Source organism: Bradyrhizobium sp. CCGB12, from assembly GCF_024199845.1.
In the GTDB taxonomy this organism is placed as follows: domain Bacteria; phylum Pseudomonadota; class Alphaproteobacteria; order Rhizobiales; family Xanthobacteraceae; genus Bradyrhizobium.
In genome coordinates, this window is sequence record NZ_JANADO010000001.1 from 7,307,418 (window position 1) to 7,333,362 (window position 25,945).

The 25,945-nt window shown below is 65.8% G+C and carries 22 protein-coding genes and 1 riboswitch; of the genes, 14 read left to right on the top strand and 8 right to left on the bottom strand.

Annotated elements, in window-relative coordinates; translation table 11 throughout:
• Positions 1 to 31: 31 nt before the first annotated feature.
• Complete coding sequence (locus tag NLM27_RS33410; protein WP_254147325.1) at positions 32 to 1,285, bottom strand: COG4223 family protein; 1,254 nt, start codon at positions 1,283 to 1,285, stop codon at positions 32 to 34.
• Positions 1,286 to 1,373: 88 nt separating this feature from the next.
• The gene (locus NLM27_RS33415; RefSeq protein WP_254147326.1) at positions 1,374 to 2,120 is read right to left on the bottom strand and encodes a uroporphyrinogen-III synthase; all 747 of its coding nucleotides are present in this window, start codon (positions 2,118 to 2,120) and stop codon (positions 1,374 to 1,376) included.
• Positions 2,121 to 2,261: 141 nt separating this feature from the next.
• Here NLM27_RS33415 and tsaD point away from each other — a divergent pair, with 141 nt between their 5' ends.
• The 3 genes from tsaD (at position 2,262) to NLM27_RS33430 (ending at position 5,032) form a co-directional block, all read left to right on the top strand.
• Positions 2,262 to 3,335 (top strand): tRNA (adenosine(37)-N6)-threonylcarbamoyltransferase complex transferase subunit TsaD, encoded by a 1,074-nt coding sequence (gene tsaD / locus NLM27_RS33420; protein ID WP_254147327.1) that lies wholly within the window; start codon positions 2,262 to 2,264, stop codon positions 3,333 to 3,335.
• Positions 3,336 to 3,522: 187 nt separating this feature from the next.
• Positions 3,523 to 4,503, top strand: a complete 981-nt coding sequence (locus NLM27_RS33425; RefSeq protein WP_254147328.1) for an NAD(P)H-dependent glycerol-3-phosphate dehydrogenase — start codon at positions 3,523 to 3,525, stop codon at positions 4,501 to 4,503.
• Positions 4,504 to 4,618: 115 nt separating this feature from the next.
• Positions 4,619 to 5,032, top strand: a complete 414-nt coding sequence (locus NLM27_RS33430) for an EVE domain-containing protein (protein WP_254147329.1) — start codon at positions 4,619 to 4,621, stop codon at positions 5,030 to 5,032.
• Positions 5,033 to 5,247: 215 nt separating this feature from the next.
• On the opposite strand, the gene NLM27_RS33435 is transcribed toward NLM27_RS33430, so the two are convergent.
• Positions 5,248 to 6,327 carry an adenylate/guanylate cyclase domain-containing protein gene (locus NLM27_RS33435; protein ID WP_254147330.1) on the bottom strand — a complete coding sequence of 360 codons (1,080 nt, stop codon included), beginning with the start codon at positions 6,325 to 6,327 and terminating at the stop codon, positions 5,248 to 5,250.
• A gap of 101 nt (positions 6,328 to 6,428) precedes the next feature.
• Between NLM27_RS33435 and NLM27_RS33440 the strand changes: the two genes are divergently transcribed.
• The gene (locus tag NLM27_RS33440) at positions 6,429 to 6,881 is read left to right on the top strand and encodes an SRPBCC domain-containing protein (RefSeq protein WP_254147331.1); all 453 of its coding nucleotides are present in this window, start codon (positions 6,429 to 6,431) and stop codon (positions 6,879 to 6,881) included.
• Positions 6,882 to 6,897: 16 nt separating this feature from the next.
• Here NLM27_RS33440 and NLM27_RS33445 read toward each other — a convergent pair whose 3' ends face one another.
• Positions 6,898 to 8,067 (bottom strand): DNA topoisomerase IB, encoded by a 1,170-nt coding sequence (locus NLM27_RS33445; RefSeq protein WP_254147332.1) that lies wholly within the window; start codon positions 8,065 to 8,067, stop codon positions 6,898 to 6,900.
• A 400-nt stretch (positions 8,068 to 8,467) separates the two neighbouring features.
• On the opposite strand from NLM27_RS33445, the gene acs reads away from it, so the two are divergent.
• On the top strand, positions 8,468 to 10,414 hold the full coding sequence (gene acs, locus NLM27_RS33450; RefSeq protein WP_254147333.1) for an acetate--CoA ligase: 1,947 nt from the start codon (positions 8,468 to 8,470) through the stop codon (positions 10,412 to 10,414).
• Between the two features lie 418 nt (positions 10,415 to 10,832).
• A complete protein-coding gene (locus NLM27_RS33455) occupies positions 10,833 to 11,339 on the top strand; it encodes a L,D-transpeptidase (RefSeq protein ID WP_254147334.1) in 507 nt (168 codons plus the stop codon).
• Positions 11,340 to 11,392: 53 nt separating this feature from the next.
• On the opposite strand, the gene NLM27_RS33460 is transcribed toward NLM27_RS33455, so the two are convergent.
• Both NLM27_RS33460 and NLM27_RS33465 read right to left on the bottom strand, forming a co-directional pair.
• Entirely contained in the window at positions 11,393 to 11,986 is a 594-nt protein-coding gene (locus NLM27_RS33460; protein WP_254147335.1) for a thermonuclease family protein, read from the bottom strand.
• Positions 11,987 to 12,056: 70 nt separating this feature from the next.
• Positions 12,057 to 12,257, bottom strand: a complete 201-nt coding sequence (locus NLM27_RS33465) for a DUF1674 domain-containing protein (RefSeq protein WP_254147336.1) — start codon at positions 12,255 to 12,257, stop codon at positions 12,057 to 12,059.
• 188 nt (positions 12,258 to 12,445) lie between these two features.
• Between NLM27_RS33465 and NLM27_RS33470 the strand changes: the two genes are divergently transcribed.
• The 3 genes from NLM27_RS33470 (at position 12,446) to purH (ending at position 17,427) form a co-directional block, all read left to right on the top strand.
• Positions 12,446 to 13,792 (top strand): RsmB/NOP family class I SAM-dependent RNA methyltransferase, encoded by a 1,347-nt coding sequence (locus NLM27_RS33470; RefSeq protein ID WP_254147337.1) that lies wholly within the window; start codon positions 12,446 to 12,448, stop codon positions 13,790 to 13,792.
• 158 nt (positions 13,793 to 13,950) lie between these two features.
• A complete protein-coding gene (locus NLM27_RS33475; RefSeq protein ID WP_254147338.1) occupies positions 13,951 to 15,669 on the top strand; it encodes a heparinase II/III family protein in 1,719 nt (572 codons plus the stop codon).
• A 58-nt stretch (positions 15,670 to 15,727) separates the two neighbouring features.
• A riboswitch (ZMP/ZTP riboswitch) is annotated at positions 15,728 to 15,809 on the top strand.
• Positions 15,810 to 15,834: 25 nt separating this feature from the next.
• Positions 15,835 to 17,427 carry a bifunctional phosphoribosylaminoimidazolecarboxamide formyltransferase/IMP cyclohydrolase gene (gene purH, locus NLM27_RS33480; protein ID WP_254147339.1) on the top strand — a complete coding sequence of 531 codons (1,593 nt, stop codon included), beginning with the start codon at positions 15,835 to 15,837 and terminating at the stop codon, positions 17,425 to 17,427.
• A gap of 119 nt (positions 17,428 to 17,546) precedes the next feature.
• On the opposite strand, the gene NLM27_RS33485 is transcribed toward purH, so the two are convergent.
• Positions 17,547 to 18,929 carry an MFS transporter gene (locus tag NLM27_RS33485; RefSeq protein ID WP_254147340.1) on the bottom strand — a complete coding sequence of 461 codons (1,383 nt, stop codon included), beginning with the start codon at positions 18,927 to 18,929 and terminating at the stop codon, positions 17,547 to 17,549.
• A gap of 101 nt (positions 18,930 to 19,030) precedes the next feature.
• Here NLM27_RS33485 and ggt point away from each other — a divergent pair, with 101 nt between their 5' ends.
• Positions 19,031 to 20,779, top strand: coding sequence for a gamma-glutamyltransferase (ggt, locus tag NLM27_RS33490; protein WP_254147341.1), 1,749 nt, complete (start codon positions 19,031 to 19,033; stop codon positions 20,777 to 20,779).
• A gap of 96 nt (positions 20,780 to 20,875) precedes the next feature.
• Positions 20,876 to 22,171 carry an MFS transporter gene (locus NLM27_RS33495; RefSeq protein ID WP_254147342.1) on the top strand — a complete coding sequence of 432 codons (1,296 nt, stop codon included), beginning with the start codon at positions 20,876 to 20,878 and terminating at the stop codon, positions 22,169 to 22,171.
• Between the two features lie 113 nt (positions 22,172 to 22,284).
• On the opposite strand, the gene NLM27_RS33500 is transcribed toward NLM27_RS33495, so the two are convergent.
• Positions 22,285 to 22,950 (bottom strand): glutathione S-transferase family protein, encoded by a 666-nt coding sequence (locus NLM27_RS33500; RefSeq protein WP_254147343.1) that lies wholly within the window; start codon positions 22,948 to 22,950, stop codon positions 22,285 to 22,287.
• Positions 22,951 to 23,108: 158 nt separating this feature from the next.
• On the opposite strand from NLM27_RS33500, the gene NLM27_RS33505 reads away from it, so the two are divergent.
• From NLM27_RS33505 to NLM27_RS33515, 3 genes are all read left to right on the top strand, one after another.
• On the top strand, positions 23,109 to 23,690 hold the full coding sequence (locus NLM27_RS33505; RefSeq protein ID WP_254147344.1) for a DUF2239 family protein: 582 nt from the start codon (positions 23,109 to 23,111) through the stop codon (positions 23,688 to 23,690).
• A 68-nt stretch (positions 23,691 to 23,758) separates the two neighbouring features.
• Entirely contained in the window at positions 23,759 to 25,117 is a 1,359-nt protein-coding gene (locus tag NLM27_RS33510) for an MATE family efflux transporter (protein ID WP_375142291.1), read from the top strand.
• Positions 25,118 to 25,212: 95 nt separating this feature from the next.
• Positions 25,213 to 25,827, top strand: coding sequence for a 2-hydroxychromene-2-carboxylate isomerase (locus NLM27_RS33515; protein ID WP_254147346.1), 615 nt, complete (start codon positions 25,213 to 25,215; stop codon positions 25,825 to 25,827).
• Positions 25,828 to 25,945: the final 118 nt, after the last annotated feature.

Genomic DNA, 25,945 nt, shown 5'->3' on the forward strand with positions numbered 1-25,945 from the left:
GTCCCTATACGCGCCGATTGTTGCGCGAACCTTATTGAGCGGGCTTGACGGGATCAGATTTGGCGAGATCCGCCATGGCATCGTCGGCGAATTTGCGGGACGCGGCGAGCGCGGCGTCGCGAGCATCGGCCTTGTCGAGCCAGGCCTGTGCCGGCGCGCGATCGGCTTCGGGCAGCGTCTTCAGCTCGCGACGTGCTTCCACGAAATCGTTGCGCAGCGCCGACGCCGTGACGCGCGACACGATCGCGCCGCGGTCATTGCCGACGCCGTCGGTGCGCTCGATGCGGACGAGCTTCGAGGCGCCCGCCTGCAGACGCTCGACGATACCGCTGCCGCCCGCCGGGCCTTCCGTCGGTGGCGACAGTTTCGGCACGATGTTGAGGAGCTCGCGGCTCAGCGCGACCGGCGTCGGAATGCCTGACGATGCAAAGGTGTCGAGCGGCTTCAGCGTGTCGGGCTTGGCTGCCAGCGACCGCGCCACGACCAATTGCTGTTGATAGGGATCGCCATGGCGAACGGCGACGTCGAGCAGGGCGGCCGCCACCACGTGTCGCAGCGGCTTGTCGTCCATAGTCTTGACGTCGGCGATCTTCTCGCTCTGCTGCGCAAGCTCGGCGCGTTCGGTCCTGCTGGCACGTTCGAGCTGCGCGATGCGGTCGTTGAGAGCGGCAAGATCGGGCGCGGCGGCGCTTGGAGCCGACTTCGCGTCGTTCAGAGCACTCGCAGTCTTGTCGGATTGTGTGCGCAGATTGGCGATGTCGCTGCGCAGGCTGCCGACGGACTTCTCCAGTGCGTCGATCCGCGCCGCCATCGCCAGGTCTGCCGCGGGCTTGCTGGCCTTGGCTTCGACCGCGCTGACACGCCCGCTCAGCGCATCGACCGTCGCGCTCGTGACTTGCGGTGCGGCAGGCGGCGCCTGCACCGTGGGCCAGCCCAGCATCCAGCCGACCGCGATCACGACTGCCGCTGCGACAGCACCGGAAAACGGCGCAACGATCCAGGGCGAAATCGGCGGCGACACGGGAGCGGACGCAACAGTGGCTTCCGCCTCATCACGCGCCGGCTCAGCACCAGCAGGTTCGGACTCTGGCGCGGACTTGGCCGGTTCGGATTGTGCCGGCTCGGTCTCGGCATGCTCCGACGTCGGTTGAGCCTCGGGCTCGGCCGCCACCTCCTGCGGCTGGGTCGAGACTTCGGTCGCCTCGAGGTCGATAGTGGGCGGTGTGCGCTTGGCACGTCCGGTGTCGGGGGCCAATCCTGCGTCTTCAGGCTTGTCGTCGGCCATCGTGACGGTTCCTCACACTTCCATACTTGCGCAGATCGTTGCGCAGACCCTTGGGCGGACCCGATTGCGTCGGATTCGGCCTGACCTCTTACGCCAAACGGTTGCGCAAAGCACGCTCCAAGGTGTCAAATAAGGCATTTTCGTCCGGCGTCGCCGCCACCAGAACCTGCGACGCGCCGGCCTCGCGCAGCACGCCGGCAATCGCCTCGGACAGGCAGCATTGCGGAATCGCCAGCGCCGAGATTTCGACGCCTTCGTCCCGCGCCGCGTCCAGGAACGCCCGTGCGCTACGCCGGGAGTAGTGCAACACCGCCTCGATCCCATGGGCGGCAAAGCCGTCGCAAACTTCGCGCGGCAGCAACTTGACAGGCGCCATGCGATAAGTGGTCTGCGTGACCACGTTGAATCCTTCGGCGCCGAGCTCGCCGCCGAGATCACGCGACAGATCCGCACCCGCGAGATAAAGCAGCGTGCTCTTTTTCTTCAGCAACTTGTCGCGCGCGCCCTGCACCACCTTGTCACGCAAGGCCGCCGCATCGCCACCGGCGACGATCACGTCGGCAAAGCCGGCGTCGCGTGCCGCGATAGCGGTGTGCTCGCCGACCGCAAACAGCGGCAGCTCCAACAGACCAAGGTCCCGCAATTGCGGCGCGACGCCGCGGATCGCGTTGGCCGACGTGACAATGATGCCGTTGTAATTCGTCTCGCTCTCGTCATGAAAGGCGACCGGCTCGAACTTGAGCACCGGCGCAAGCAACGCCACATGGCCGCGCGCGCGCAAATTGTCCGCCGTCGCCTCATTGTCGGGATGCGGTCGTGTGACAAGAATGGACATCGCTGGTGTTCCCGAACCACGTGGCGGCGGCGCATGGACGAGGACGACGATTGCGCAAGCCATCCCCGGAATGCTACCGGACGTACCAGAACTCTGCTTTCCGGATGAGCGCAAGGCCGCAAATTGGATAACAATTCGCCAATGCTGGTATTGGGCATCGAAACCACCTGCGACGAAACCGCCGCAGCCGTGATCGAGCGCGCGCCTGACGGCAGCGGCAAGATCCTGTCCAACATCGTGCGGTCGCAGGTCGAGGAGCACGCCCGCTTCGGCGGCGTCGTGCCGGAGATCGCCGCCCGCGCCCATGTCGATCTGCTCGACGGCATCATCGACCGCGCGATGCGCGAGGCCGGCATCGGCTTCGCCCGGCTGGGCGGTGTCGCGGCAGCCGCGGGGCCGGGGCTGATCGGCGGCGTCATCGTCGGGCTCACCACCGCCAAGGCGATCGCGATGGTGCACGACACCCCGCTGGTCGCGGTGAACCATCTCGAGGCACATGCGCTGACGCCGCGTCTCACCGACGGGATCGAATTCCCCTATTGCTTGTTCCTTGCCTCGGGCGGGCACACCCAGATCGTCGCGGTCACCGGCGTCGGCCAATATGTGCGGCTCGGTACCACGGTCGACGACGCCATTGGCGAAGCCTTCGACAAGGTCGCGAAGATGCTGGGCCTGCCCTATCCCGGCGGTCCACAGGTCGAGCGCGCGGCCACAAGCGGCGATGCCGCGCGCTTCGCGTTCCCGCGCCCGATGCAGGGTCGCCCCGATGCCAATTTCTCGCTGTCGGGCTTGAAGACGGCGGTCCGCAACGAAGCGAGCCGGATCACTGAGCTCACGCCGAAGGACATCAGCGACCTCTGCGCCAGCTTCCAGGCCGCCGTGCTGGATTCGACGGCGGACCGGTTGAGCGTCGGCTTGAGACTTTTCCGCGAGCAGTTCGGCGCACCGCGTGCGCTCGTTGCCGCCGGCGGCGTCGCCGCCAATCAGGCGATCCGCGGCGCCCTGCATGATGTCGCGCAGCAGGCCGGGACCCAGCTGATCATGCCGCCGCCTGCGCTCTGCACCGACAACGGCGCGATGATCGCCTGGGCCGGCGCCGAGCGCCTCGCGCTCGGCATGACCGACACGATGGAAGCGCAGCCGCGTGCACGCTGGCTGCTCGATGCCAATGCGACCGCACCGGCGGGTTACGGCAACACGCGGGCGGGATTCTAATGCTGTGGTATCGCCACGCGATCCGCTTCACCTCGCCCCGCTCGCGGGGAGAGGTCGGATTGCATCGCAGATGCAATCCGGGTGAGGGGGACTCTCCGCGGCTCTCTTTGTCACCGTCCTTGCGGAGACTCCCCCTCACCCCAACCCTCTCCCCGCAGGCGGGGAGAGGGGGCGGAGGAATCGAGCGATGACATCGTTCAAATCCGTCGCGGTGATCGGGGCAGGCGCCTGGGGCACGGCGCTGGCAGCCGTGGCGGCGCGGGCAGGCCGGACCGTGACGCTGTGGGCGCGCAATGCCGAGCATGCGACGCGGATTGCCTCGACGCGCGACAATCCACGGCTGCCTGGCGTGCGGATCGCTCCGGAGATCGTCGTGACGAGCGATCTGGCGGTCGCGGCGCGCGCCGACATGCTGCTCATCGCAACACCGGCGCAGCACCTGCGCGGCGCGGTCAACCTGCTCGCCTCGCATCTGGCGACGCCGGTACCCGTCGTCGCCTGCGCCAAGGGCATCGAGCACGGCACCCACAAATTCATGACCGAAATCATCGCCGAAGCCGCACCGGCCGCGCAGCCGGCGATCCTGTCGGGCCCGAGCTTTGCCGACGACGTCGCGCGCGGCCTGCCGACCGCGGTCACGCTGGCGGCGAAGGAAGAAGCGCTGGCCAGCGGCCTGGTGCAGGCACTGGGCTCAGCGACCTTCAGGCCCTATCACACGACAGATATCGTTGGCGTCGAGATCGGCGGCGCGGCCAAGAACGTGCTGGCGATCGCCGCCGGCATCGTGGTCGGCCGCAACCTCGGGGCCTCGGCGCTCGCCGCGCTGACCACGCGCGGCTTCAGCGAGCTGGCCCGACTCGGCCGGGCCTGCGGCGCGCGTAGCGAGACGCTCTCTGGCCTCTCCGGCCTCGGCGACCTGCTCCTGAGCTGCTCGACCGCGCAATCGCGCAACTTCGCACTCGGTATCGCGCTCGGTCGCGGCGAGACGGCGCCGGCGGGCAAGCTTGCGGAAGGTGCATTCACTGCGCCGGTGCTGGTCGAGCTCGCGGCCGCGCGGAATGTCGACATGCCGGTCTCGCAAGCGGTGGCCGCCATCCTGGATAGCAGGCTGACGATTGACGCGGCGATCTCTGGGCTGCTGACGCGCCCCTTCAAGGCAGAGGAATGACGTCTTCCCGTCATGCTCGCGCTTGTCGCGGGCATCCACGTCTTGATATTGAACTGATAGCAGAGACGTGGATGGCCGGGACAAGCCCGGCCATGACGAATGGATAGGGCGCGTTATGAACTACTGGCTGGTGAAATCCGAACCGTCGGTGTGGTCCTGGGACCAGCAGGTCGCGAAGGGCGCCAAGGGCGAGGCCTGGACCGGCGTGCGCAATTACACCGCGCGCCAGAACCTCGTCGCCATGAAGAAAGGCGACAAGGCGTTCTTCTATCATTCCAACGAGGGCAAGGAGATCGTCGGCATCGCCGAGATCATCAAGGAGGCCTATCCGGATCCGACCGACAAGACCGAAAAATTCGTCTGCGTCGACATCAAGGCCGACAAGCCCTTGAAGACGCCGGTGACCATGGCCGCAATCAAGGCCGAGAAGAAGCTCGCCGACATGGCGCTGGTGAAATATTCGCGCCTGTCGGTGCAGCCGGTGACGGCGGAAGAGTGGAAGCTGGTCTGCAAGATGGGTGGGATGTAGGCGTTGTTGACTTAACTCTCCGCCGTCGTCCCGGACAAGCGCGCTCTTAGGCGCGCGCAGATCCGGGACCCATACTCCGCAGCATTCGTTTTGCGAGGACTCAAGATTACCAGCACGTGCTGCAACATAATTCGGTGGCTATGGGTCCCGGCCTTCGCCGGGACGACACCGAGAATTTGGCACGGCCGTCGCCCGACGACCTGCAATATCCGGCTTCACGTCTCCGGCAGCGCAAAAACCTCGCATGGCGCGGCAATGCCGCGCAGCGAGTGCGATCCGAGCGCGATGAGGGGCGTATCCGTCTCTGCGGCGAGCGCGCCAGACACGAGCACGGTCCGCCCCAACGGCTTGCATAACCCTTCGAGCCTGCTGGCGAGATTGACGGCGGGACCGATCGCCGTGAAATCGAGCCGGTTGGCCGCGCCGATATTGCCCCAGAGCATCTCGCCGAGATGAAGGGCGGCCCCGAAGGCGAGCAGCGGTAGCCCCTGCGCACGGCGCTCCCCGTTGAGATACGCCATCCCGGCTTCGGCCGCGCCCGCCGCGCGCAGAGCGGCATCGCAGGCACGACGGGGCGATGCCTCGATCACGGGAAAGATCGCCAGCACGCCGTCGCCGATGAATTTCAGCACCTCGCCGCCGAAGGCGTGGACGGCGCCGGCGATGCGATCGAACCAGGCATCGAGCGCCGCGATGACATCGGCCGGCGGATTGGTTTCCGACAAGAGCGTGAAGTTACGCAAATCGGCATAGAGCAGCGCCGCCTGAATGGTCTCGCCGAGATCGCGCCGCAAGGGCGCCGCGAGCACCCGCTCCGCACTGCGCCTGCCGAGATAGGCGTCCAGCGTCGCCCGCAACGTGGCACGCCCGGCGAGCACCGCGAGCGGCGTCGCGGCAAAGCGCGCCGCCTGGCGCAACTGCTCGATTTCATCCTCAGTGAACGGACGCGGCCCGATCCACCCGAGCAACGGTCCATCGCGCCGGCCGGCGATGTCTTCGTGCACCTCTCCGCCCGCGATGTCGTGCAGCCAACGGCGGCCGGCATCGTTGGGCGGATCGGGCGCGAGGCCACCCGGCGCAAAGCCAAGCGCTTCGATCACCCGGCCGCTGTCGGCACGCCACAACCATGTCCGCTTCGCGATCAGCGGATGCGGCACCTCCAGCGTCAGGGCGCCCGCCGCAAGCGGCACGCCGTCGGCGACCAGATGTGCGCCGAGTTCCGCCAGCAGGCGGTCCGCCCCGGAACTGTCCGAGGCGGCGTCGACAAGCCAGGCGAGGGTCGGGGAGAGCTGCATGGCTCGATCATGACGAAGGCACGCCGCCTTTGTCACGGGCAATCCTTGACGGGCCGCGCTGGCGCCGCCATCTCCGAGTGTCAGCCCAGGGATGATCGCCGATGACCGCCGAACCGTTCATAGTGCGACGCGAGACCCAGATTGCCGCCCCGCGCGCGACCGTTTTCGCCTATCTGACCGACCCTGAGAAGATTTTGGGCTGGATGGGTTCCGACGCGACGACGGAGCCGCATCCCGGCGGGCTTTATCTGCTCAAAGGCGTCGGCCCGCGCGGCGGAGATGCCCGCGGCGCCTTCCGCGAGGTCGTGCCGGTGCATCGTCTGGCCTACACGTTCGGCTGGGAGGGCGGTCAGGAGGTGCCGCCCGGCTCGAGCCTGATCGAGATCGACCTGATCGAGCACGACGGCGGCACGTTGTTGCGGATGACCCATAGCGGGCTGCCGACGGAAGAGCAGGCGGCTGCGCACGCAAAGGGATGGGCTCATTATCTGGAACGGCTCACTACGGTAGCTGCGGGCGGCGATCCCGGTCCAGACCGGGGCGTTTCAGGATAGACGTGGCAACGGCAGGTCAAACCGCCGCGGTCGCCACCACTTGCGCCAGAAGCTGCTCGCGCCTGGCCTGCGAGCGCTGGCCCTTCATGGTCGCGGCGAAGCGTTCGAGGATGCCGTCCTCGAACGCGGTGACGATGGTGTCGTGAACGTAGCTCTTGCGGCAGATTGCCGGCGTGTTGGAGAGCTGATCGGCCGCGGCGCGGATCGCGTCCAGCACCTGCTTCTTGCGGCCGCGCTGGCTGGTCGCCGGCGTGATCCGCGACAGCGATTCCACGACGACGGCAGACGCCATCAGCGTACGAAAATCCTTCAGCGAAATCTTGATGCCGGCGATCTCGCGCAAAAACGCGTTTACCTGCGTGGTATTGACCGCGCGCACGATGCCGTAGGCGTCGCGATACTGGAACATGCGCTTGCCCGGAACGCCCTGCAAAATGCCGATGGCGCGCACGAGCTTGGCGGCGTCGCACTCCTTGCGCACGGCCTTGCCGCCTTTCGCCTTGAAGGTCAGCACGAAGCAGTCGTCTTCCAGCGTGACGTTGGACTTGAGCAGCGTGGTGGCGCCGCGGGTGCCGTTGAGGCGGGCGTAGGATTCGTTGCCCGGACGGATCGCGGTGCGCGCGATCAGCTCGATGACCGCCGAGAGCGCGAATTCGCGCGTCGGCTCGTCGCCCGACAGGAACGCCGAGACCTTGCGCCGGATCTTTGGCAGCGCGCCGACGAGCTTTTCCAGGCGATGCGCCTTGCGATGCTCGCGGACCTTCTCCCAATCGGCGTGATAGCGGTACTGCAGCCGGCCCGCGGCATCGCGTCCCACGGCCTGGAGATGCGAGCTCGGATCGGCCGAGTAGCGTACCTCGCGGTAGGCCGGCGGCACCGCCATGGCGTGCAGCCGGCGGATGGTGCGGGCGTCGCGGATATGGGCGCCGTTGGGGCGGACGAAGGAATAGCCCTTGCCGCGCTTGATGCGCCGGATGGTCAGCTCGTTCTGGTCGCCGAGCCGCAGGCCGAGTTCCTTGGCGAGGGCCTCCACCGTTGCCGCCGGCGTCGTGTCGAAGGCCTTTTTGGGGCTCGGGCGCCTGAAACCGGTCGGTTTCGGCCATTGTCCGAGGGCTTTGGCGAGGGCAATGGCCGCAGGATCGGCTGAAGCGGGCCGCATCGTCCCGAGATTCTGCTGATCCATCATAGTCTTATGCCTTAGCCCTGTCTGTTATCGGTCAATGCCGCTGTTCTGATTATTGTTCCAAGGGGTCTCGTTGGACCCGGGTTGGCCATTTAGGGTGTTCCGAACCGCATTGCGAGTCCCGAATCAGTGAGGAACGGTTCCTAAATACCGCCTGCGGCGCATGGACGCCCTGCGCGGGCCTATTCCGGTGGATTGGGTAAAGACGTCAAAACTGCCTCCGGCCTGTTTCACATCTGCGACAGTCACACGAGTGGGCCTTGACCCTCCGCATGGCCGGCGGCCCGCCGAAGGTCCAGCTTGTGCTCCTTGTCGGGCACGGTTAGCCCGACGCATAATCGTTCGACGATCAAGTCGGTTTGCCAGAAAGTCTGTGCTTGGCTTGCCGTATGTGGAGGGAAACATGTCCGAGAAGATCTACGACGTACCCGCAGAGTGGGCGAAGCGCGCCTGGGTCGACCAGGCCAAGTACAAGGACATGTACGCGCGCTCGATCTCGGACCCGAACGGTTTCTGGGCCGAGCAGGCCAAGCGCATCGACTGGATGAAGGCGCCCCACAAGATCGAGAACGTCTCGTTCGCACCCGGCAACATTTCGATCAAATGGTTCGAGGACGGCGTCCTCAACGTCGCCCATAATTGCATCGACCGGCATCTGGCCAAGCGCGCCAACCAGACCGCGATCATCTGGGAAGGCGACGATCCCTCGCAGTCGAAGCACATCACCTACAAGGAGTTGCACGACGAAGTCTGCCGGATGGCCAACATCCTGCGCACCCGCAACGTCAAGAAGGGTGACCGAGTCACGATCTACCTGCCGATGATTCCGGAAGCGGCTTACGCGATGCTGGCCTGCGCGCGGATCGGCGCGATCCACTCCGTGGTGTTCGCCGGCTTCTCGCCCGACAGCCTCGCCCAGCGCATCAACGACTGCCAATCCAAGGTGATCATCACCGCGGACGAAGGCCTGCGCGGCGGCAAGAAGGTGCCGCTGAAGGCCAATGTCGACGCGGCGCTCGCCAAGGCGGACGGCGTCGACTGGGTCGTCGTGGTCAAGCGCACCGGCGGCACGGTCGATATGAATCCGTCACGCGACCTCTGGTATCACGACGCCGCCAAGATGGTGACGACCGAATGCCCGGTCGAGCACATGCACGCCGAGGATCCGCTGTTCATCCTCTACACCTCGGGTTCGACCGGCCAGCCCAAGGGCGTGCTGCACACCTCCGGCGGCTATCTCGTATTCGCCTCGATGACGCATCACTACGTCTTCGACTATCACGACGGCGACATCTACTGGTGCACCGCCGACGTCGGCTGGGTCACCGGCCACAGCTATATTCTCTATGGCCCGCTCGCCAATGGCGCGACCACGCTGATGTTCGAAGGCGTGCCGAATTACCCCGATAATTCCAGGTTCTGGAACGTCATCGACAAGCACAAGGTCAACATCTTCTACACCGCGCCGACCGCGATCCGCGCGCTGATGCAGAGCGGCGACGAGCCGGTGAAGAAGACCTCGCGCGCAAGCTTGCGCCTGCTCGGCTCGGTCGGCGAACCCATCAATCCCGAGGCGTGGGAGTGGTATCACCGCGTCGTCGGCGACGACCGCTGCCCGATCGTCGACACCTGGTGGCAGACCGAGACCGGTGGCATTTTGATCACGCCGCTACCGGGCGCGACCAAGCTGAAACCAGGCTCGGCAACGCAGCCGTTCTTCGGCGTCGTCCCTGAAATCGTCGACGCCGACGGCAAGGTGCTGGACGGCGAGACATCAGGCAATCTCTGCCTCACCCGCTCATGGCCGGGCCAGATGCGCACGGTCTACGGCGACCACGCCCGCTTCGAGCAGACCTATTTCTCGACCTACAAGGGCAAGTACTTCACCGGCGACGGCTGCCGGCGCGACGCCGACGGCTATTACTGGATCACCGGCCGCGTCGACGACGTCATCAACGTCTCCGGTCACCGCATGGGCACCGCAGAAGTCGAGAGCGCGCTGGTCGCGCACGAGAAGGTGTCGGAAGCCGCTGTGGTCGGTTACCCGCACGACATCAAGGGCCAGGGCATCTACGCCTATGTCACCCTGATGGCCGGCGTCGAGCCGAGCGACGACCTGCGCAAGGAACTGGTCACCTGGGTGCGCAAGGAGATCGGCCCGATCGCCGCGCCCGACCAGATCCAGTTCTCGCCGGGCCTGCCCAAGACCCGCTCCGGCAAGATCATGCGCCGCATTTTGCGTAAGATCGCCGAGGATGAGCCGGGCAGCCTGGGCGACACCTCGACGCTGGCCGATCCCGCCGTGGTCGACGACCTCGTCAAGAACCGGCAGAACAAGAAGTCGGCGTAGGGCACGCTCTCGTGCCCCGGACGCAGCGCAGCGCGCACTCGCGGTCCGCTGCTGAGCCGGGGCCCATGCCTCCAAATGCACAGAACTGGATATCGGCTCTGCCTCGCGGCACGTCGTGCCGCGGCGCGTCCGGGGCACGCGTGCCATCCAGTTCGCACGCCTCTCAAACAACAGCCGTTCACATCCTCACGCGCTTGTCAGGGTGCGCCCGGTCGCGGCCGTATCTTTCCGGCCGAGTGTTGTTTTCAAGTCATTTACTTTATTTCGAACATTTCCTTTGTTCCGCCTGCTGGCGGGCCCTTGGCGGCCGTGCGTGGAAACCATCCGGTTAACGGGCGCGGTTAAGATTGTCTGGGCAAGCGGCAATTGCCGGTTTTGCGTGAATTTTGGACGATCCGTTCGGGGCAGAGGTAGATTGATGGCGATGAGGATTGCTGTGGCGCTGGCCGCCACGATTGTCTTGATGTCGACGGCGGCAGAGGCGCGGCCGGAAATGGTGGGGGCGCACCTGGCCGACTATTCGCCGGGCACCATCGTGGTCAAAACCGGCGAGCGGCGGCTCTATCTCATCCTCGATAACGGACATGCCGTGCGCTATCCGGTCGGTGTCGGCAAGGCCGGCAAGCAATGGGCCGGCACGACGAAGATCGATGGCAAATACCTCAATCCGGCCTGGGCACCGCCTGCCGAGGTGAAGCGCGACAAGCCGAACATTCCCGACGTCATTCCGGGCGGCTCGCCGCGCAACCCGATGGGCGTTGCGGCGATGACGCTGGCCGGCGGCGAATATGCGATCCACGGCACCAACGTGCCGGGCTCGATCGGCGGCTTCGTCTCCTATGGCTGCATCCGCATGCTCAACGACGACATCACCGATCTCTATGGCCGCGTCTCCGTCGGCACGACGGTGGTCGTGACGCGCTGATCCGAGAGATCGAGAGGATTGCGAAAGCCGCGTCTTGCGACGCGGCTTTTTTGTTACCAGAAACGCCAACCGCGCGCGCACCAGCCGTCGCGATGGCCGCCATTGTAGCTGCGCACGTAACCGCCTGCGAGCAGCGTGGCCGAGACGTTGGCGATGCGCCGGGTCGCGACATCAGCGAGCAGGCGGCCATACTTGTCCTGATCAAGATTATAGATCATCACGCCGCCCTGACCGAGCAGATTGCGTAGCGCATCGCTTGCGGCCTCGGCCTTGTCGAACTCGTCCCGGCAAGATGCTTTCATCTCGGGCGCATCGATGCCTCGCAGACGGACGCGCGCGACGAGATCGCGCCCGTCGCGCTGATGCACGCGCGCGAGAAAGGTATCACCGTCGATCGTGCGGATGACCTCGACCGGTTGCCTCACATCAGGATTGCCGGACTGCTTCAGGATGATCCCGGCGGCGTCTCGCGATTGTTCGTCATCCACATGCGGAATGGGCCAGATGGTTCCCTGGCGGAAGCCGAGCACGACGGCCGTCACAACGCCGACCACGAACATCCACGGCACCAGCCCCGACAAGCGGCGGCCGAATGGCGAGCCGCTGTACGAAGGCCGATACGGATGGCTGGGATCGAAGCGCGACATCCGCGCACGCTACGGCTGAGTCGGCTGGGCCGGCAAGGTGGCCTGAGACGAGCGCGCGTAAAGCGGCGTCTCAAAAGTCCGAAGCGATGCCTTTGCGCTCCCAATCGCCGTAGCGGGTTGGCTCGGGTCCCTTCGGTCCCTGTAACTCCTTCGGCGCAGCTTCAGCATGCGCGGCGGTTGCCGCCTGCCGGCGAGCTTCGGCTTCGGCCAACGCGCGCTGGGCTGCCGGCGGCAGCGGCTTGCGATTGGGAACGGAGGGCTGGTCACTCATCTCGGCGGTTCCTAGCGCAGGATCACGGGGCGCGCGAGGTCCAATAACGCATTGCTGAAATGGTCATCGAGGGCTGCAAACGCGAGAGGCCATTCTTACATTTGGCATATTCGCGTGCCACAGATGAGCTGGTTAAGGCATGCGCCCATCGCGGCGGAACTGCCGCTCGCTCAGAACCTTGCTTCCGCATGCCATCTCAACGTTTCGCTCCTCCGTCCGAAGTGCCCGGTCTTGCGGCGCGGCGGATTGCCGCCGACATCGTCGACGGCGTGCTGCACAAGCACCGCACGCTTGACGACCAGCTCGACGGCGGCGGCGCCCATCCCGGACTGAAGACGCTGGCTGACCGCGACCGCGCGCTGATGCGGCGCCTGGTCGCCACGGTGCTGCGCCGGCTCGGCACGCTCGGCCATGTGCTGTCCCGCCTGCTCGACAAGGGCATTCCCTCCGACGCGCCGCGTGCGCAGAGCGCGCTTCTGATCGGCGCCGCGCAGATCCTCTGGATGGACGTGCCCGATCACGCCGCCGTCGACCTCTCCGTCCGCCTCGTGCAATCCGACCGGCGCGCGGCGCGCTACGCCGGCCTCGTCAATGCCGTGCTGCGCCGCTGCGCGCGCGAGGGCAAGGCGCTGGTCGAGGAAGTCGCCACGCAATCGCTGGACCTGCCGCCCTGGCTGCTGGCGCGCTGGAGCGCGCATTACGGCGAGGCGACCGCAAGAGACATGGCGCTCGCGCTCGGCCACGAACCGTCGCTCGACCTGACCGTGAAATCGGACGCCGCGCAATGGGCAAGCCGGCTGCATGGCGAGACGCTGCCGACCGGGACGGTGCGGATGCTGCTGCACGGCTCGGTGACCATGCTGCCGGGCTTCACTGAGGGACAATGGTGGGTGCAAGATGCCGCCGCCGCGCTGCCCGCCCGGCTGTTCGGCGACATCAAGGGCAAGGCCATCGCCGATCTCTGCGCCGCTCCCGGAGGCAAGACTGCGCAGCTGGCGTTATCAGGCGCGCATGTCACGGCCATCGACCGCTCGCCCGCCCGGGTGGCGCGGCTGCGCGAAAATCTGGGCAGGTTGTCGCTGCAGGCCGAGACTGTCGTGGCCGACGCCGTGGAATGGGCCGGCCCTGCCGAAGCCTTCGACGGTATTTTGATCGATGCGCCCTGCACCTCGACCGGCACGATCCGCCGTCATCCCGACGTGGCGTGGCTTCGGCAGGAATCAGATATTGCCGCCCTGACCGCGCTCCAGCAGCGGCTGCTACGCAAATCGCTGTCGCTGCTGAGACCGGGCGGGACGCTGATCTACTGCACCTGTTCGCTGGAACCCGAAGAGGGAGAGCAGGCGATCACCGCGCTGCTGGCGGCAGAGCCCGCGCTTCGGCGCGTCCCGATCGAGGCCTCGGAGGTCGCGGGTCTCGACGAAATCCTCAACCGGGACGGCGATCTGCGCACCCTGCCCAGCCATCTGCCGAACGCCGATCCCAAGCTCGGCGGGCTCGACGGGTTCTACGCGGCCCGACTCGTTAAATCCTGATTTTGCACTGGATTTTGCAACATCGACGCTGATTCGCGCCGTTCAAGGTGGTGTCAGCCGTCCGATTTTGGGATTAATAAGGATTCGTCGGAATCCTCCTCTCCCCTTCAAGGCAAGGCGTGTCGGTCGCTCAACGCAGACGTATCTCGACGCTGGTCATGAACCGCTTCGCGCGGAACATGCTGGCGCGCGCGAGCGGCGGACCCGTCGCGGTGTCGCGGGTCTGGCCCAGCCGCACCGACCGGCTGATCATCGCACCGCATGACCTGCGCACCGCCGATGCGACCCGCGCCGCCGAGATCTATGCCGGCCGCTTCGTCTTCGCCGGCAAGATCGTCAATTGCCACGGCCGCTCGATCTTCGATCTCGAACCGCCATCGGAGGATTGGGAGGTCGCGCTGCTCGGCTTCGGCTGGCTGCGGCATCTGCGCGCCGCCGACACCGCGCTGACGCGGGCGAATGCGCGTGCGCTGGTCGAGGATTGGATCTCGAACCCCGCCAACAAGCGCCGTCCGGTCGCGCGCCGCGCCGACGTGCTGGCACGGCGCGTGATCTCGCTGCTGTCGCAGGCGCCGCTGGTGCTGAACGACACCGACAACAAATTCTACCGCCGCTATTTGCGCGCCCTCGCACGCGAGATCCGCTTCCTGCGCTACACCATGCTCGACATTCCCGACGGCGTGCCGAAGCTCCAGGTGCTGATCGCGCTGTGCTACGCGGCGCTGTGCCTCGCCAACCAGGCGGGCCAGATCCGCAGCGCCTCGAAGAAGCTATCCGACGAATTGCAGCGGCAGATCCTGCCCGACGGCGGCCACGTCTCCCGCAACCCGGGCGCCCTGATCGACCTCCTGATCGACCTGTTGCCGTTGCGGCAGACGTTTGCCGCGCGCAACATCGCGCCGCCGCCAGCGCTACTCAACGCGATCGACCGCATGATGCCGATGCTGCGCTTCTTCCGCCACGGCGACGGCAATTTCGCGCTGTTCAACGGCATGAGCGCGACGCCGTCCGACCTGCTCGCGACGCTGCTCGCCTATGACGACACCCATGGCGCGCCGATGGCGAACATGCCGCATACCGGCTTCCAGCGCCTCGATGCCGGCCAGACCACTGTGATCATCGACACCGGCCCGCCGCCGCCTGCTGGCGTCAGCCAGGACGCTCATGCCGGCTGCCTGTCGTTCGAACTGTCCTCCGGCATCAGCCGCATCGTCACCAATTGCGGCATGCCGACCACCGGCCGCGACAATTGGCGGCCGTTCGCGCGCGGCACCGTGGCGCATTCGACGCTTGCCTATCACGAGACGTCCTCATGCCAGTTCGTGGAGATGTCGGCGATGAAGCGGCTATTGCACGGCGCGCCAGTCACCAGCGGTCCCGTCGAAGTCGAGAGCTATCGCGAGGTGGTGCAGAACGGCACGCTGCTGACGACCTCGCATGACGGCTATCTCTCTAAATTCGGCGCGATCCATCGCCGCGTCCTGATGATAGCCAATGACGGCGCACGCATCGACGGCGAGGACACGCTGTCGCCGCCGCAGGGCGGGCGCTTCAAGGGCGCGGATGCCGATTTCGCGCTGCGCTTCCATCTGCATCCGGCGGTGAAGGCGAGCCGGTTGTCGGATGCCCGCGGCGTCATGCTGGTGCTGCCGAACCGCGACGTCTGGACCTTTGAAGCATTGGACGACAAGGTCGACCTCGAGGACAGCGTGTTCCTGGCCGGCAATGACGGGCCGCGGCGCACCGCGCAGATCGTGATCCGGCAGGATGCGCGGCAGGCACCCTCGATCCGCTGGAGTTTTGTGCGTTCCACGGCCTCGCCCGCGGTCACCAATGCCCGGCGCAACGCACGGCGGGAGCCGGAACTACCGCTGTAGACGCGTGTCTGCCAGTCCTGTCTGGCGTTGTGAAACCGACCGAAAGCTGCTATCGAGCGCTCGTTCGCGCGACTGGCGACCTTGGATGGAGCACCATCGGGAAGCGCGATACATATCCGCCGCGCGCCTGGGCATAGACACTCCTTAAGACAGAGGATCTTGCTCATGACTGACCATCCCCGCCGCGTCACCCGCGCCCTGCTCTCCGTTTCCGACAAGACCGGCCTGATCGAGTTCGCAAAGGCGCTCGCCGCGCATGACGTCGAGCTGATCTCGACCGGCGGCACCGCCAAGGCGATCGCCGCGGCCGGCCTCAAGGTGAAGGACGTCTCCGACCTCACTGGCTTCCCCGAGATGATGGACGGCCGCGTCAAGACGCTGCATCCGAAAGTGCATGGCGGCCTGCTCGCGATCCGCGACAACAAGGAGCATGCGGAGGCGATGAAGGCGCACGGCATCGCGCCGATCGACCTTCTGGTCGTCAATCTCTATCCGTTCGAGGCGACCGTCGACAAAGGCGCCGGCTTCGAGGATTGCATCGAGAACATCGACATCGGCGGCCCCGCGATGATCCGCGCCGCCGCCAAGAACCATGACGATGTCGCGGTCGTGGTCGAGGCGCAGGACTATCAGGCCGTGCTCGACGAGCTCGCCGCCAACAAGGGCGCGACCACGCTGAAACTGCGCCGGCGGCTTGCGGCAAAGGCCTATGCGCGCACGGGCGCCTATGACGCTGCGATCTCGAACTGGTTCAACCGCCAGCTCGAAATCGATGCGCCCGACTTCCGCGCCTTCGGCGGCCGGCTGATCCAGTCGCTGCGCTACGGCGAGAACCCGCACCAGACCGCGGCGTTCTATGCGACACCGGACAAGCGCCCGGGCGTCTCGACCGCGCGGCAGCTGCAGGGCAAGGAGCTCTCCTACAACAACATCAACGACACCGACGCGGCCTATGAATGCATCGGCGAGTTCGATGCCAGGCGCACCGCGGCCTGCGTCATCGTCAAGCACGCCAACCCCTGCGGCGTCGCCGAAGGCGCGAACCTCGTCGACGCCTATCGCAAGGCACTCGCCTGCGATTCCACCTCCGCCTTCGGCGGCATCATCGCGATGAACCGTCCGCTCGACGCCGACACCGCGCGCGAGATCACGAAGATCTTCACCGAGGTGATCATCGCGCCCGACGCCAGCGAGGAGGCGATCGCCATCATCGGCGCGCGCAAGAACCTCCGCCTGCTGCTCGCCGGCAGCTTGCCCGACCCGCGCGCGCCGGGCCTCACAGCGAAGACGGTCGCCGGCGGCCTTCTCGTGCAGAGCCGCGACAATGCCGTGGTCGACGACATGACCTTCAAGGTCGTAACCAAGCGTGCGCCCACGGATGCCGAGATGCGCGACCTCAAGTTCGCGTTCCGGGTGGCGAAGCACGTCAAGTCCAACACCATCATCTACGCCAAGGGTCTCGCCACCGTCGGCATCGGCGCAGGCCAGATGAGCCGCGTGGACTCAGCGCGGATCGCCGCGCGCAAGGCGCAGGATGCCGCGGGTGAGCTGAAGCTCGCCGAGCCGCTCACCAAGGGCTCGGTGGTGGCCTCGGATGCATTCTTCCCGTTCGCCGACGGCATGCTCGCCTGCATCGAGGCCGGCGCCACCGCCGTGGTGCAGCCCGGCGGCTCGATGCGCGACGACGAAGTGATCAAGGCCGCCGACGAGCACGGCATCGCCATGGTGTTCACGGGAACGCGGCACTTCAGGCATTAAGCCTATCGACTCGTCATTGCGAGCGCAGCGAAGCAATCCAGTCTGTTTCCGCAGAGAAAGTCTGGATTGCTTCGTCGCTGCGCTCCTCGCAATGACGAGGATAGGGTTACGTGGTGCGGCTAATCCCGCACACGCATCAACAACCCCAGTCCCGCGACGAAGAACACCACCAGCACCGCCATGCCGGCCTTCTGGCTCGCCGTCACCGCGGTGATCATGCCGATCATCAGCGGGCCGATGAAGGACGTCACCTTCCCGGTCAAGGCGAACAGGCCGAAATACTGCGCGATGCGGTCCTTCGGCGCGAGGCGGATCAGCAGCGTGCGTGACGCGGCCTGCAGCGGGCCACCGGCGGCACCGATCAGGCAACCCAGCACCAGATAGGCGCGCTCCGCCGCGCTCGAGAACAGGGCCGCGCCCGGCTGGGGCGGCGCGACCTTGACGAACAACACACTATCCTTGTCGACCAGCAGGATCGCCGCCACCGACAGCAGCAGGACCAGCAAGCTGCCGGCGATCACGCGCCTCGGTCCGAGACGATCGTCGAGCTTGCCGCCAAGCCAGGCGCCGAACGCGCCGGCGATCGCGAGCATGATGCCGAACGTGCCGATCTGGATCGTATGCCAGCCGAAGGTGCCTGCGGCATAGATGCCGCCGAAGGCGAACAGCGACACCAGACCGTCGGTGTAGATCATGTTGGCGAGCAGGAATGCCGCGAGAGATTTCCGCTGCGGCAATCCCTTGATCGACCGCTTCAGCTCCGACAGCCCTTCGCGCAGCGCTTCGCGCATCGGGCGCTTCGCCGGATAGTCCGGCGTGAACAGGAACATTGGCGTCACGAAGATGATGAACCACAGCGCGGTCAATGGCCCCGCGGCACGGTCGCCCTGATGCGTGACGGGATCGAGCCCGAACAGCGGCGTGAGGCCGAGCAGCGTGCGGCCGGTCTCGGGATTGGCGGCGAGCAGGCCGAGCACGATGACCAGGCTGACAATGCCGCCGATGTAACCCGTCGCCCAGCCGGTGCCGGAGAGCCGGCCGATCCGCTCCGGCGGCACCAGGGTCGGCATCATCGCGTTGTTGAAGACGGTGGCGAATTCCGCTCCGACGCTGGCGAGTGCAACCGCGGTGAGCAGCGGCGGAATGATGGCGGCATCGCCGGGCTTGCCGATCCACAGCGTGCAGGACGCCAGCACCAGCACCGCGCCGAAACCTGCGATCCATGGCTTCCTGCGGCCCGAAGCATCCGCGATGGCTCCGAGCACCGGTGACAACAACGCGATCGCAAGGCCCGCGGCCGCCATCGCAAAGCCCCACAATGATTGGCCGGTGGCAGGATTTGGCGCGATGGCGGTTGCGAAATAGGGCGCGAACACGAAAGTCGTGATCAGCGTGAAATAAGGCTGCGCGGCCCAATCGAAGAAGATCCAGCTGATGACGGCGGCGCGCGGCGGATAGATCCGCTGCGCGCCCACGCGCGCATCCGAAGCGATCGTCGTCATCGTCCAGTCCCCATCACGAACAGATTTGCCGCTCTTGGCGCAGACGGTATAGCATTACGGCGACGCGTGTGAACCGGCTCCAGGCCACGGCGGGAAGTTTGATGATGTCGTCTTTTTCGACACGGCGGACATTTTTCGCCTTCGTAGCAACTCTGGCGTTCGGTCTTGCGCCTGCAACCGCGCAGGATGCGCGGCCGGGCTATGTCCCGCCCGCGCGCGACACGGTGCGCGCCGTCGCTGCCATACACGGCATGGTAGTGGCGCAGGAGAAGATATCTGCACAGGTCGGTGCCGACATCCTGCGGCGCGGCGGCAATGCCGTTGATGCCGCGATCGCCACCGGCTTCGCGATGGCCGTGACCTATCCGCGCGCCGGCAATATCGGCGGCGGCGGCTTCATGGTGATCCATTCCGCCGATCGCAATGAAGACATCGCGATCGACTATCGCGAAACCGCGCCTGCTGCGACCACGCCGCAGATATTCCTCGGACCCGACGGCAAGCCTGATCCGGCGAAGTCGCGCGATTCCGCACTCGGCGTCGGTGTGCCCGGCACGGTTGCCGGTTTCTCCCTGGCGCTGGAGAAATACGGTTCGGGTCAATTCACGCTGGCGCAACTGATCGAGCCTGCGATCGCGCTCGCACGAGACGGTTTTGTCCTCACCGACGACATGGCCGATACGCTGCCGGGCTGGCACCGGCGGCTGGCACGCTGGCCTTCCTCGGCCAAAATCTTCTCGCGCGCGGATGGGACGCCGCTCCGCGAAGGCGACAGGCTGGTGCAGGGCGATCTAGCCGAGACGCTGTCGGCCGTCGCCGCACAGGGGCCGCGCGGTTTTTACGAGGGGCTCGTTGCGGAAAGGCTCGCCAAGTCCGTAACCGACGCCGGCGGCATCATGACGCCGGCCGACCTGAAGTCCTACCAGGCGGTGATCCGCACGCCGGTGCGCGGCACCTATCGCGGCTACGACATCGTATCGATGCCGCTGCCCTCGTCCGGCGGCGTGGTGCTGGTGGAGACGCTCAACATCCTCGAAGGTTTTCAGCTCGCCGATTTGAAGCAGGGTTCGCCGGCGTCGCATCTCTTGATCGAAGCCATGAAGCGCGCCTATGCGGACCGCGCGCGTTATCTCGGCGATCCCGCCTTCGTCAACGCACCGATCCAGACACTGACCGCAAAGGACTACGCCGACAAGCTGCGCGCCGGCATCTCCACCGATCGCGCCACGCCGTCGAAAGAGCTCCTTTCTGCCGCCACCTCACCGCGCGAGGGCAGCAACACCACGCATTTCTCCGTCGTCGACGGCCGCGGCAACGCCGTCAGCAATACCTATACGCTGAACTTCAGCTATGGCGTCGGCCTCGTTGCTGACGGCACCGGCGTGCTGCTCAACAACGAGCTCGACGACTTCACCGCAGCCGTCGGCGCCTCCAATGCCTACGGCCTCGTCGGCTTCGAGGCCAATCTGCCCGGACCGGGCAAGAGGCCGCTGTCGTCGATGTCACCGACCATCGTGTTGAAGGACGGCAAGCCGGTGCTGGTGACGGGTTCGCCCGGTGGCAGCCGCATCATCTCGACCGTGCTGCAGGTGATCGTGAACGTCCTCGACTACAAGATGGACGTGGCCGCCGCCGTCGCCGCACCGCGGCTGCATCACCAATGGCTGCCGGACGAGGTGCGCGTCGAAAGCGGCTTTCCCGGCGATGTTCTGCTCGCGCTGAAGGCGATGGGCCACTCCGTCGTCGAGCCGATGGGGCAGACGTCGGCCAATTCGATTCTCGTGACGCCGAACGGGCCGCTCGGCGCGCCGGATCCCCGCACGCGAGGCGCAGAAGCAGCGGGGCAGTAGCTCTGTAACTGCATGGCACGAAGGCCCGCCGCAACTTGCGCAGCCAGACGCGCGTGCTACCACCGCCCGGCCGAAGAAAATCGCCGGGAAATGCACATGACCACGACCGACCCGACTGAGCGCATCGAACGCGCCGAGATCGAGGACACCAGCCTTCTTGCGTTCTACCGCGACATGAACGCGCCGGAGCGCCGGACGTTCTGGGCCTGCGCGGCGGGCTGGGCGCTCGACGGCATGGACTTCATGATCTATCCGCTGGTGATCGGTACCATCATCGCGCTGTGGAAGGTCGATGCGGCGTCGGCCGGACTTGCCGGCACCGTGACGCTGCTCGCCTCCGCAATCGGCGGCTGGCTCGGCGGCTATCTCTCCGACCATATCGGCCGGGTCAGGACGCTCCAGATCACCATCATCTGGTTCTCGTTCTTCTCGCTGGTCTGCGCCGTCGTGCAGAATTTCGACCAGCTCCTGATCGCACGTGCCGTGCTGGGGCTCGGCTTCGGCGGCGAATGGGCGGCGGGCGCCGTGCTGATGGGCGAGGCGATCCGGCCGCAATATCGCGGCCGCGCCGTCGGCTCGGTGCAATCGGGCTGGGCGGTCGGCTGGGGTCTTGCCGTGCTGTCGCAGGCGATCCTGTTTTCGGTCCTGCCGGCGGAGACGGCGTGGCGCTGGATGTTCGTGATCGGCGCATTGCCGGCGCTTCTCGTGTTCTACATCCGACGCTCGGTCACGGAGCCGGAGATCGCGGCCGAGGCCCGCGCGAGGCAGGCGGCGAGCGGTGATCGTCCGGCGCTCTGGGAGATCTTCTCCGGCCCGATCCTGAAAACCACGCTCCTGGCGTCGCTGATGGCGACGGGGTGCCAGGGCGGCTACTACGCCATCACCTTCTGGGTGCCGCAGTTCTTGACCAAGGAGCGGCATCTGTCGATCGTCGGCTCGACCGGCTATCTCTCGACGCTGATCATCGGCTCCTTCATCGGCTATCTCACCGGTGCTTGGCTTGCCGACCGCATCGGGCGACGCAATCTGTTCCTGATCTTCTCCATCGGTGCCATGGCGGTGGTGCTGCTCTACACGCAGCTGCCGCTCAACAACGAGATCCTGTGGGTACTCGGCTTCCCGCTCGGGTTCTTCGCCTCGGGCTATTTCTCGGGGATCGGCGCGTTCCTGACCGAGCTCTATCCGACGCGGCTGCGCGGTTCCGGCCAGGGCTTTTGCTACAATTTCGGCCGCGGCATCGGCGCGCTGTTTCCGTTCCTGGTCGGCGCGCTCTCGGCAACGACGTCGCTTGCGAACGCCATCGCGATCTTCGCGGTGGTCGCCTATGTCGTGTTCTTCATCGCCGCCTTTGCGCTGCCGGAGACGCGCGGACGCGTGCTGCACGCGGATTGACCGAGAGGTGTCGTTCCGGGGCACGCGCAGCACCGAACTATGGTGCGCACCTGAGAACCTCGAGATTCCGGGTTCGGTGCTCCGCACCGCCCCGGAATGACGAAAGGAAACACTTACCGCCCCACCTGATACGGCCCGCCCTTTTCCAGCGCGCGCGCATACGCCGGCCGCGCATGAATTCGCTCCAAGAATGCCATCGCCTTGGGATGGCCCTGCTCCAGCCCGCCGCGCGCCTGCGCGGCTTCGAGCGGGAAGCTCATCTGGATGTCGGCGGCGGTGAACTCGTTGCCGGCGAACCACTCGCTCTTGCCGAGCTCGCCTTCCCAATAATCCATGTGCTGCTTGAGCTGCGGATTGACCAGCGCCGTGAGCGCCTGGTTCGAGACCTTGCGCACCAGCGGACGCAGCAGCGCGGGCGCGCGCTTCGGCATCAACGTGAACAGCAGCTTGAGCAGCAGCGGCTGCATCGCGGAGCCTTCCGCATAATGCAGCCAATAGGTGTAGCGCAGCCGCTCCGGCGTGTTCGGCGCCGGGATCAGCCGGCCGTTGCCATAGGTGACGAGGAGATATTCGATGATCGCGCCCGATTCAGCGATGGTGTTGCCGTTGTCGGTGATGACAGGCGACTTGCCGAGCGGGTGGATGGCGCGCAGCTCCTTTGGCGCGCGCATGTCCGGCTGGCGCTGATAGCGTACGATCTCGTAGGGCACGCCCAACTCCTCGAGCAGCCACAGCAGGCGCTGCGAGCGGGAATTGTTGAGGTGGTGAACAGTCAGCATCGCGCGGTCCCCAGCTTCGTCACTTGGCTTGGCGTACCTGCCAGCCCGGGACCGCAATGTCGAGCCATCCGGACGGATATTTTCACCCGGGTATATTGACCTTAGTAATTTACCCGGGTATTAAAGAACCCAACGTCACCAATACGGCAATGATTTCAATGCAAAAGTCTTTCACCGCTTTCCAAGGGCAGCGCCGCCTAGTCTCCGGGCCGGCAGGAGAGGTCGCACTGGTCGTCAAGCGGATGGCAACACAGCCGGACGAGCCCATCATCATCTTCGAGGACGGCACGGGCCGATCGATCGACTTCGATCTGCGCGGCGGGGATCGCGAGGTGCTGGCGCGTTTGGCGAAGCTTATCCCGCCGTCGGCTGAAGAGGCCGCACCACCCGCCGAGCCGCGCGGCCGGGGCCGGCCGAAGCTCGGCGTCGTCTCACGCGAGGTGACCTTGCTACCGCGGCACTGGGAGTGGCTCAACGCGCAACCGGGCGGCGCCTCGGTCGCACTGCGAAAGCTCGTCGACGAGGCGAGGCGTGCCAGCGGCGACAAGGACCGCGAGCGGCAGGCGCGCGATGCGGCCTATCACTTCATGTCGACCATGGCCGGCAATCTGCCGCAGTTCGAGGAAGCCTCGCGCGCGCTGTTCGCGGACGACCGGCGGCGCTTCACCGGATTGATCGCCGATTGGCCGACTGACATTCGCGACCACATCGTCAAGCTCGCCTACAGCGACCGCGCTTAGGCGCGTCTTCTCAAAACCCCATCAACGGCCGAGCCGCGCATTGCGCGGCAACGGCTTCGCACGCCCTGATGAAAGGCAAGTCCATGTCCGCACCTCTCTCGACGACATTCCTTCGCTTCCTTGCGCCGCTGATGCTGAGCAACGCTCTGCAATCGCTGTTCGGCACCGTCAGCAACGTCTTTCTCGGCCAGATGATCGGCATCGACGCGCTCGCGGCGGTCTCGGCCTTCTTCCCGGTGATGTTCTTCCTGTTTGCCTTCGTCATGGGCCTGAGCACCGGCGCCACCGTGCTGATCGGGCAGGCCTTTGGCGCGGGCGAGCACGGCAGGATCAAGCTCGTCGTCGGCACGACGCTCGCGATCGGCCTGACGCTCTCGACAACGGTTGCACTGGTTGGCGGGATCTTCAGCCGGCCATTGATGATCATGCTCGCTACCCCTCCGGACATCCTCGACCAGGCCGGCGCTTATGCGCGCATCATGCTGCTGACGATGCCGCTCGGCTTCGTCTTCCTGCTGATGACGGCGATGATCCGCGGCGTCGGTGACACCGTGACGCCACTGCTGGCACTGGCGTTGTCGACCGCGGTCGGCCTGATCCTGACACCGTTGCTGATCCGCGGCGCCTTCGGATTGCCAGCGGCGGGCATCACCAGTCCGGCATGGGCAGCTGCGATTGCCAACGCGCTAACGCTGATCGTGCTGACCATCTATCTGCTCCGGAAGAAGCATGCACTGGCACCGGACGCGGCACTGCTGCGTCATCTCAGGCTCAACGGCGCCGTGCTCGGAAGGATCCTTGGCATCGGACTGCCGAGCGCAATTGGCATGGTGGTGATGGCGATTGCCGAGCTGGTGCTGCTCGAGCTCGTCAACGGCTTCGGCTCACACGCCACGGCCGCGTACGGCGCCGTCAATCAGGTGATGGGCTACACGCAGTTCACGGCGATGTCGATTTCGATCGCAGTCTCGATCCTCGGCGCGCAGGCGATCGGCGCTGGCGACAGGGCGCGGCTCGACGGCATCGTTCGCGCCGGCGTTGCGTTCAACCTCGTCCTGACCGGCGGGCTGGTGGCGCTGATTTACCTCGTGCCGCGCGCGGTGCTTGGCATCTTCATCACCGACGGCGCCGTGCTCGATCTGGCGAAGAATCTCCTTTACGTCGCCCTGTGGAGCTCGGTGCCGTTCGGCCTCGCCACCGTGTTTTCCGGTGCCATGCGCGCCGCCGGCGTCGCCTTGACGCCGATGCTGCTGTCGATCTTTGCCATCGTCGCGATCGAGCTACCGGCGGCGGTGATCCTCAGCCGCACGATCGGCCTCGAGGGCGTTTGGGCCGCCTATCCGATCGTGTTCTGCGCCATGTTCGTTTTGCAGATGGCCTATTACCTCCTGGTGTGGCGCAAGCAGGCGATCCGGCGTCTGATCTGACGGGATCATCAAGGTATTATGACCATCATTAAAAAGTGGACCTGCGGCACGGCCTGCGCCACAATGGATGAAAAGCGCCGCCAGGGAGAACGAAGTTGACCCGCACCGCCCCGCAATTCCTGTTCGATTTCGGCAGCCCGAACGCCTATCTCAGCCATCTTGCGATCCCGGCGATCGAGCAGCGCATCGGCGTCAAGTTCGAGTATGTTCCGATCCTGCTCGGCGGCATCTTCAAATCGACCAACAACAAGTCGCCGGCCGAGACGCTCGCCGGCATCAAGAACAAGCGCGAGTTCCAGCAGGTTGAGACCGAGCGCTTCGTCAAGCGCTTCAAGGTCCAGCCCTATGTCTGGAATCCGCACTTCCCCGTCAACACGCTGAATTTGATGCGCACGGCGATCGCGGCGCAGCTCGAGGGCGTGTTCGATGAATACGTCGAGGCCGCCTTCCACCACATGTGGCGCGAGCCGAAGAAGATGGACGATCCGGAAATCGCCGCAAAGGCGCTGGCCTCCTCCGGCCTCGATGCACAAAGGCTGTTTACCCGAGCGCAGGAGCCGGACGTGAAGGGGAAGCTGATCAAGAACACAGAAGACGCCGTGACGCGCGGCGCCTTCGGCTCGCCGACCTTCTTCGTCGGTGACGAGATGTTCTTCGGCAAGGAGCAGCTGCGCGAGGTCGAGGAGATGGTTTTGGAGAGGGGCCAGTAGTGGATGGCGAATGGCGAGTAGTAGAAACGTTACTCGCATTTCACCGCTTGCTATTCTATTCGCTACTCCCTATGCGCCATTCGCCTTTGTCCGAAAAACAACAATAACGGAGTTTGTC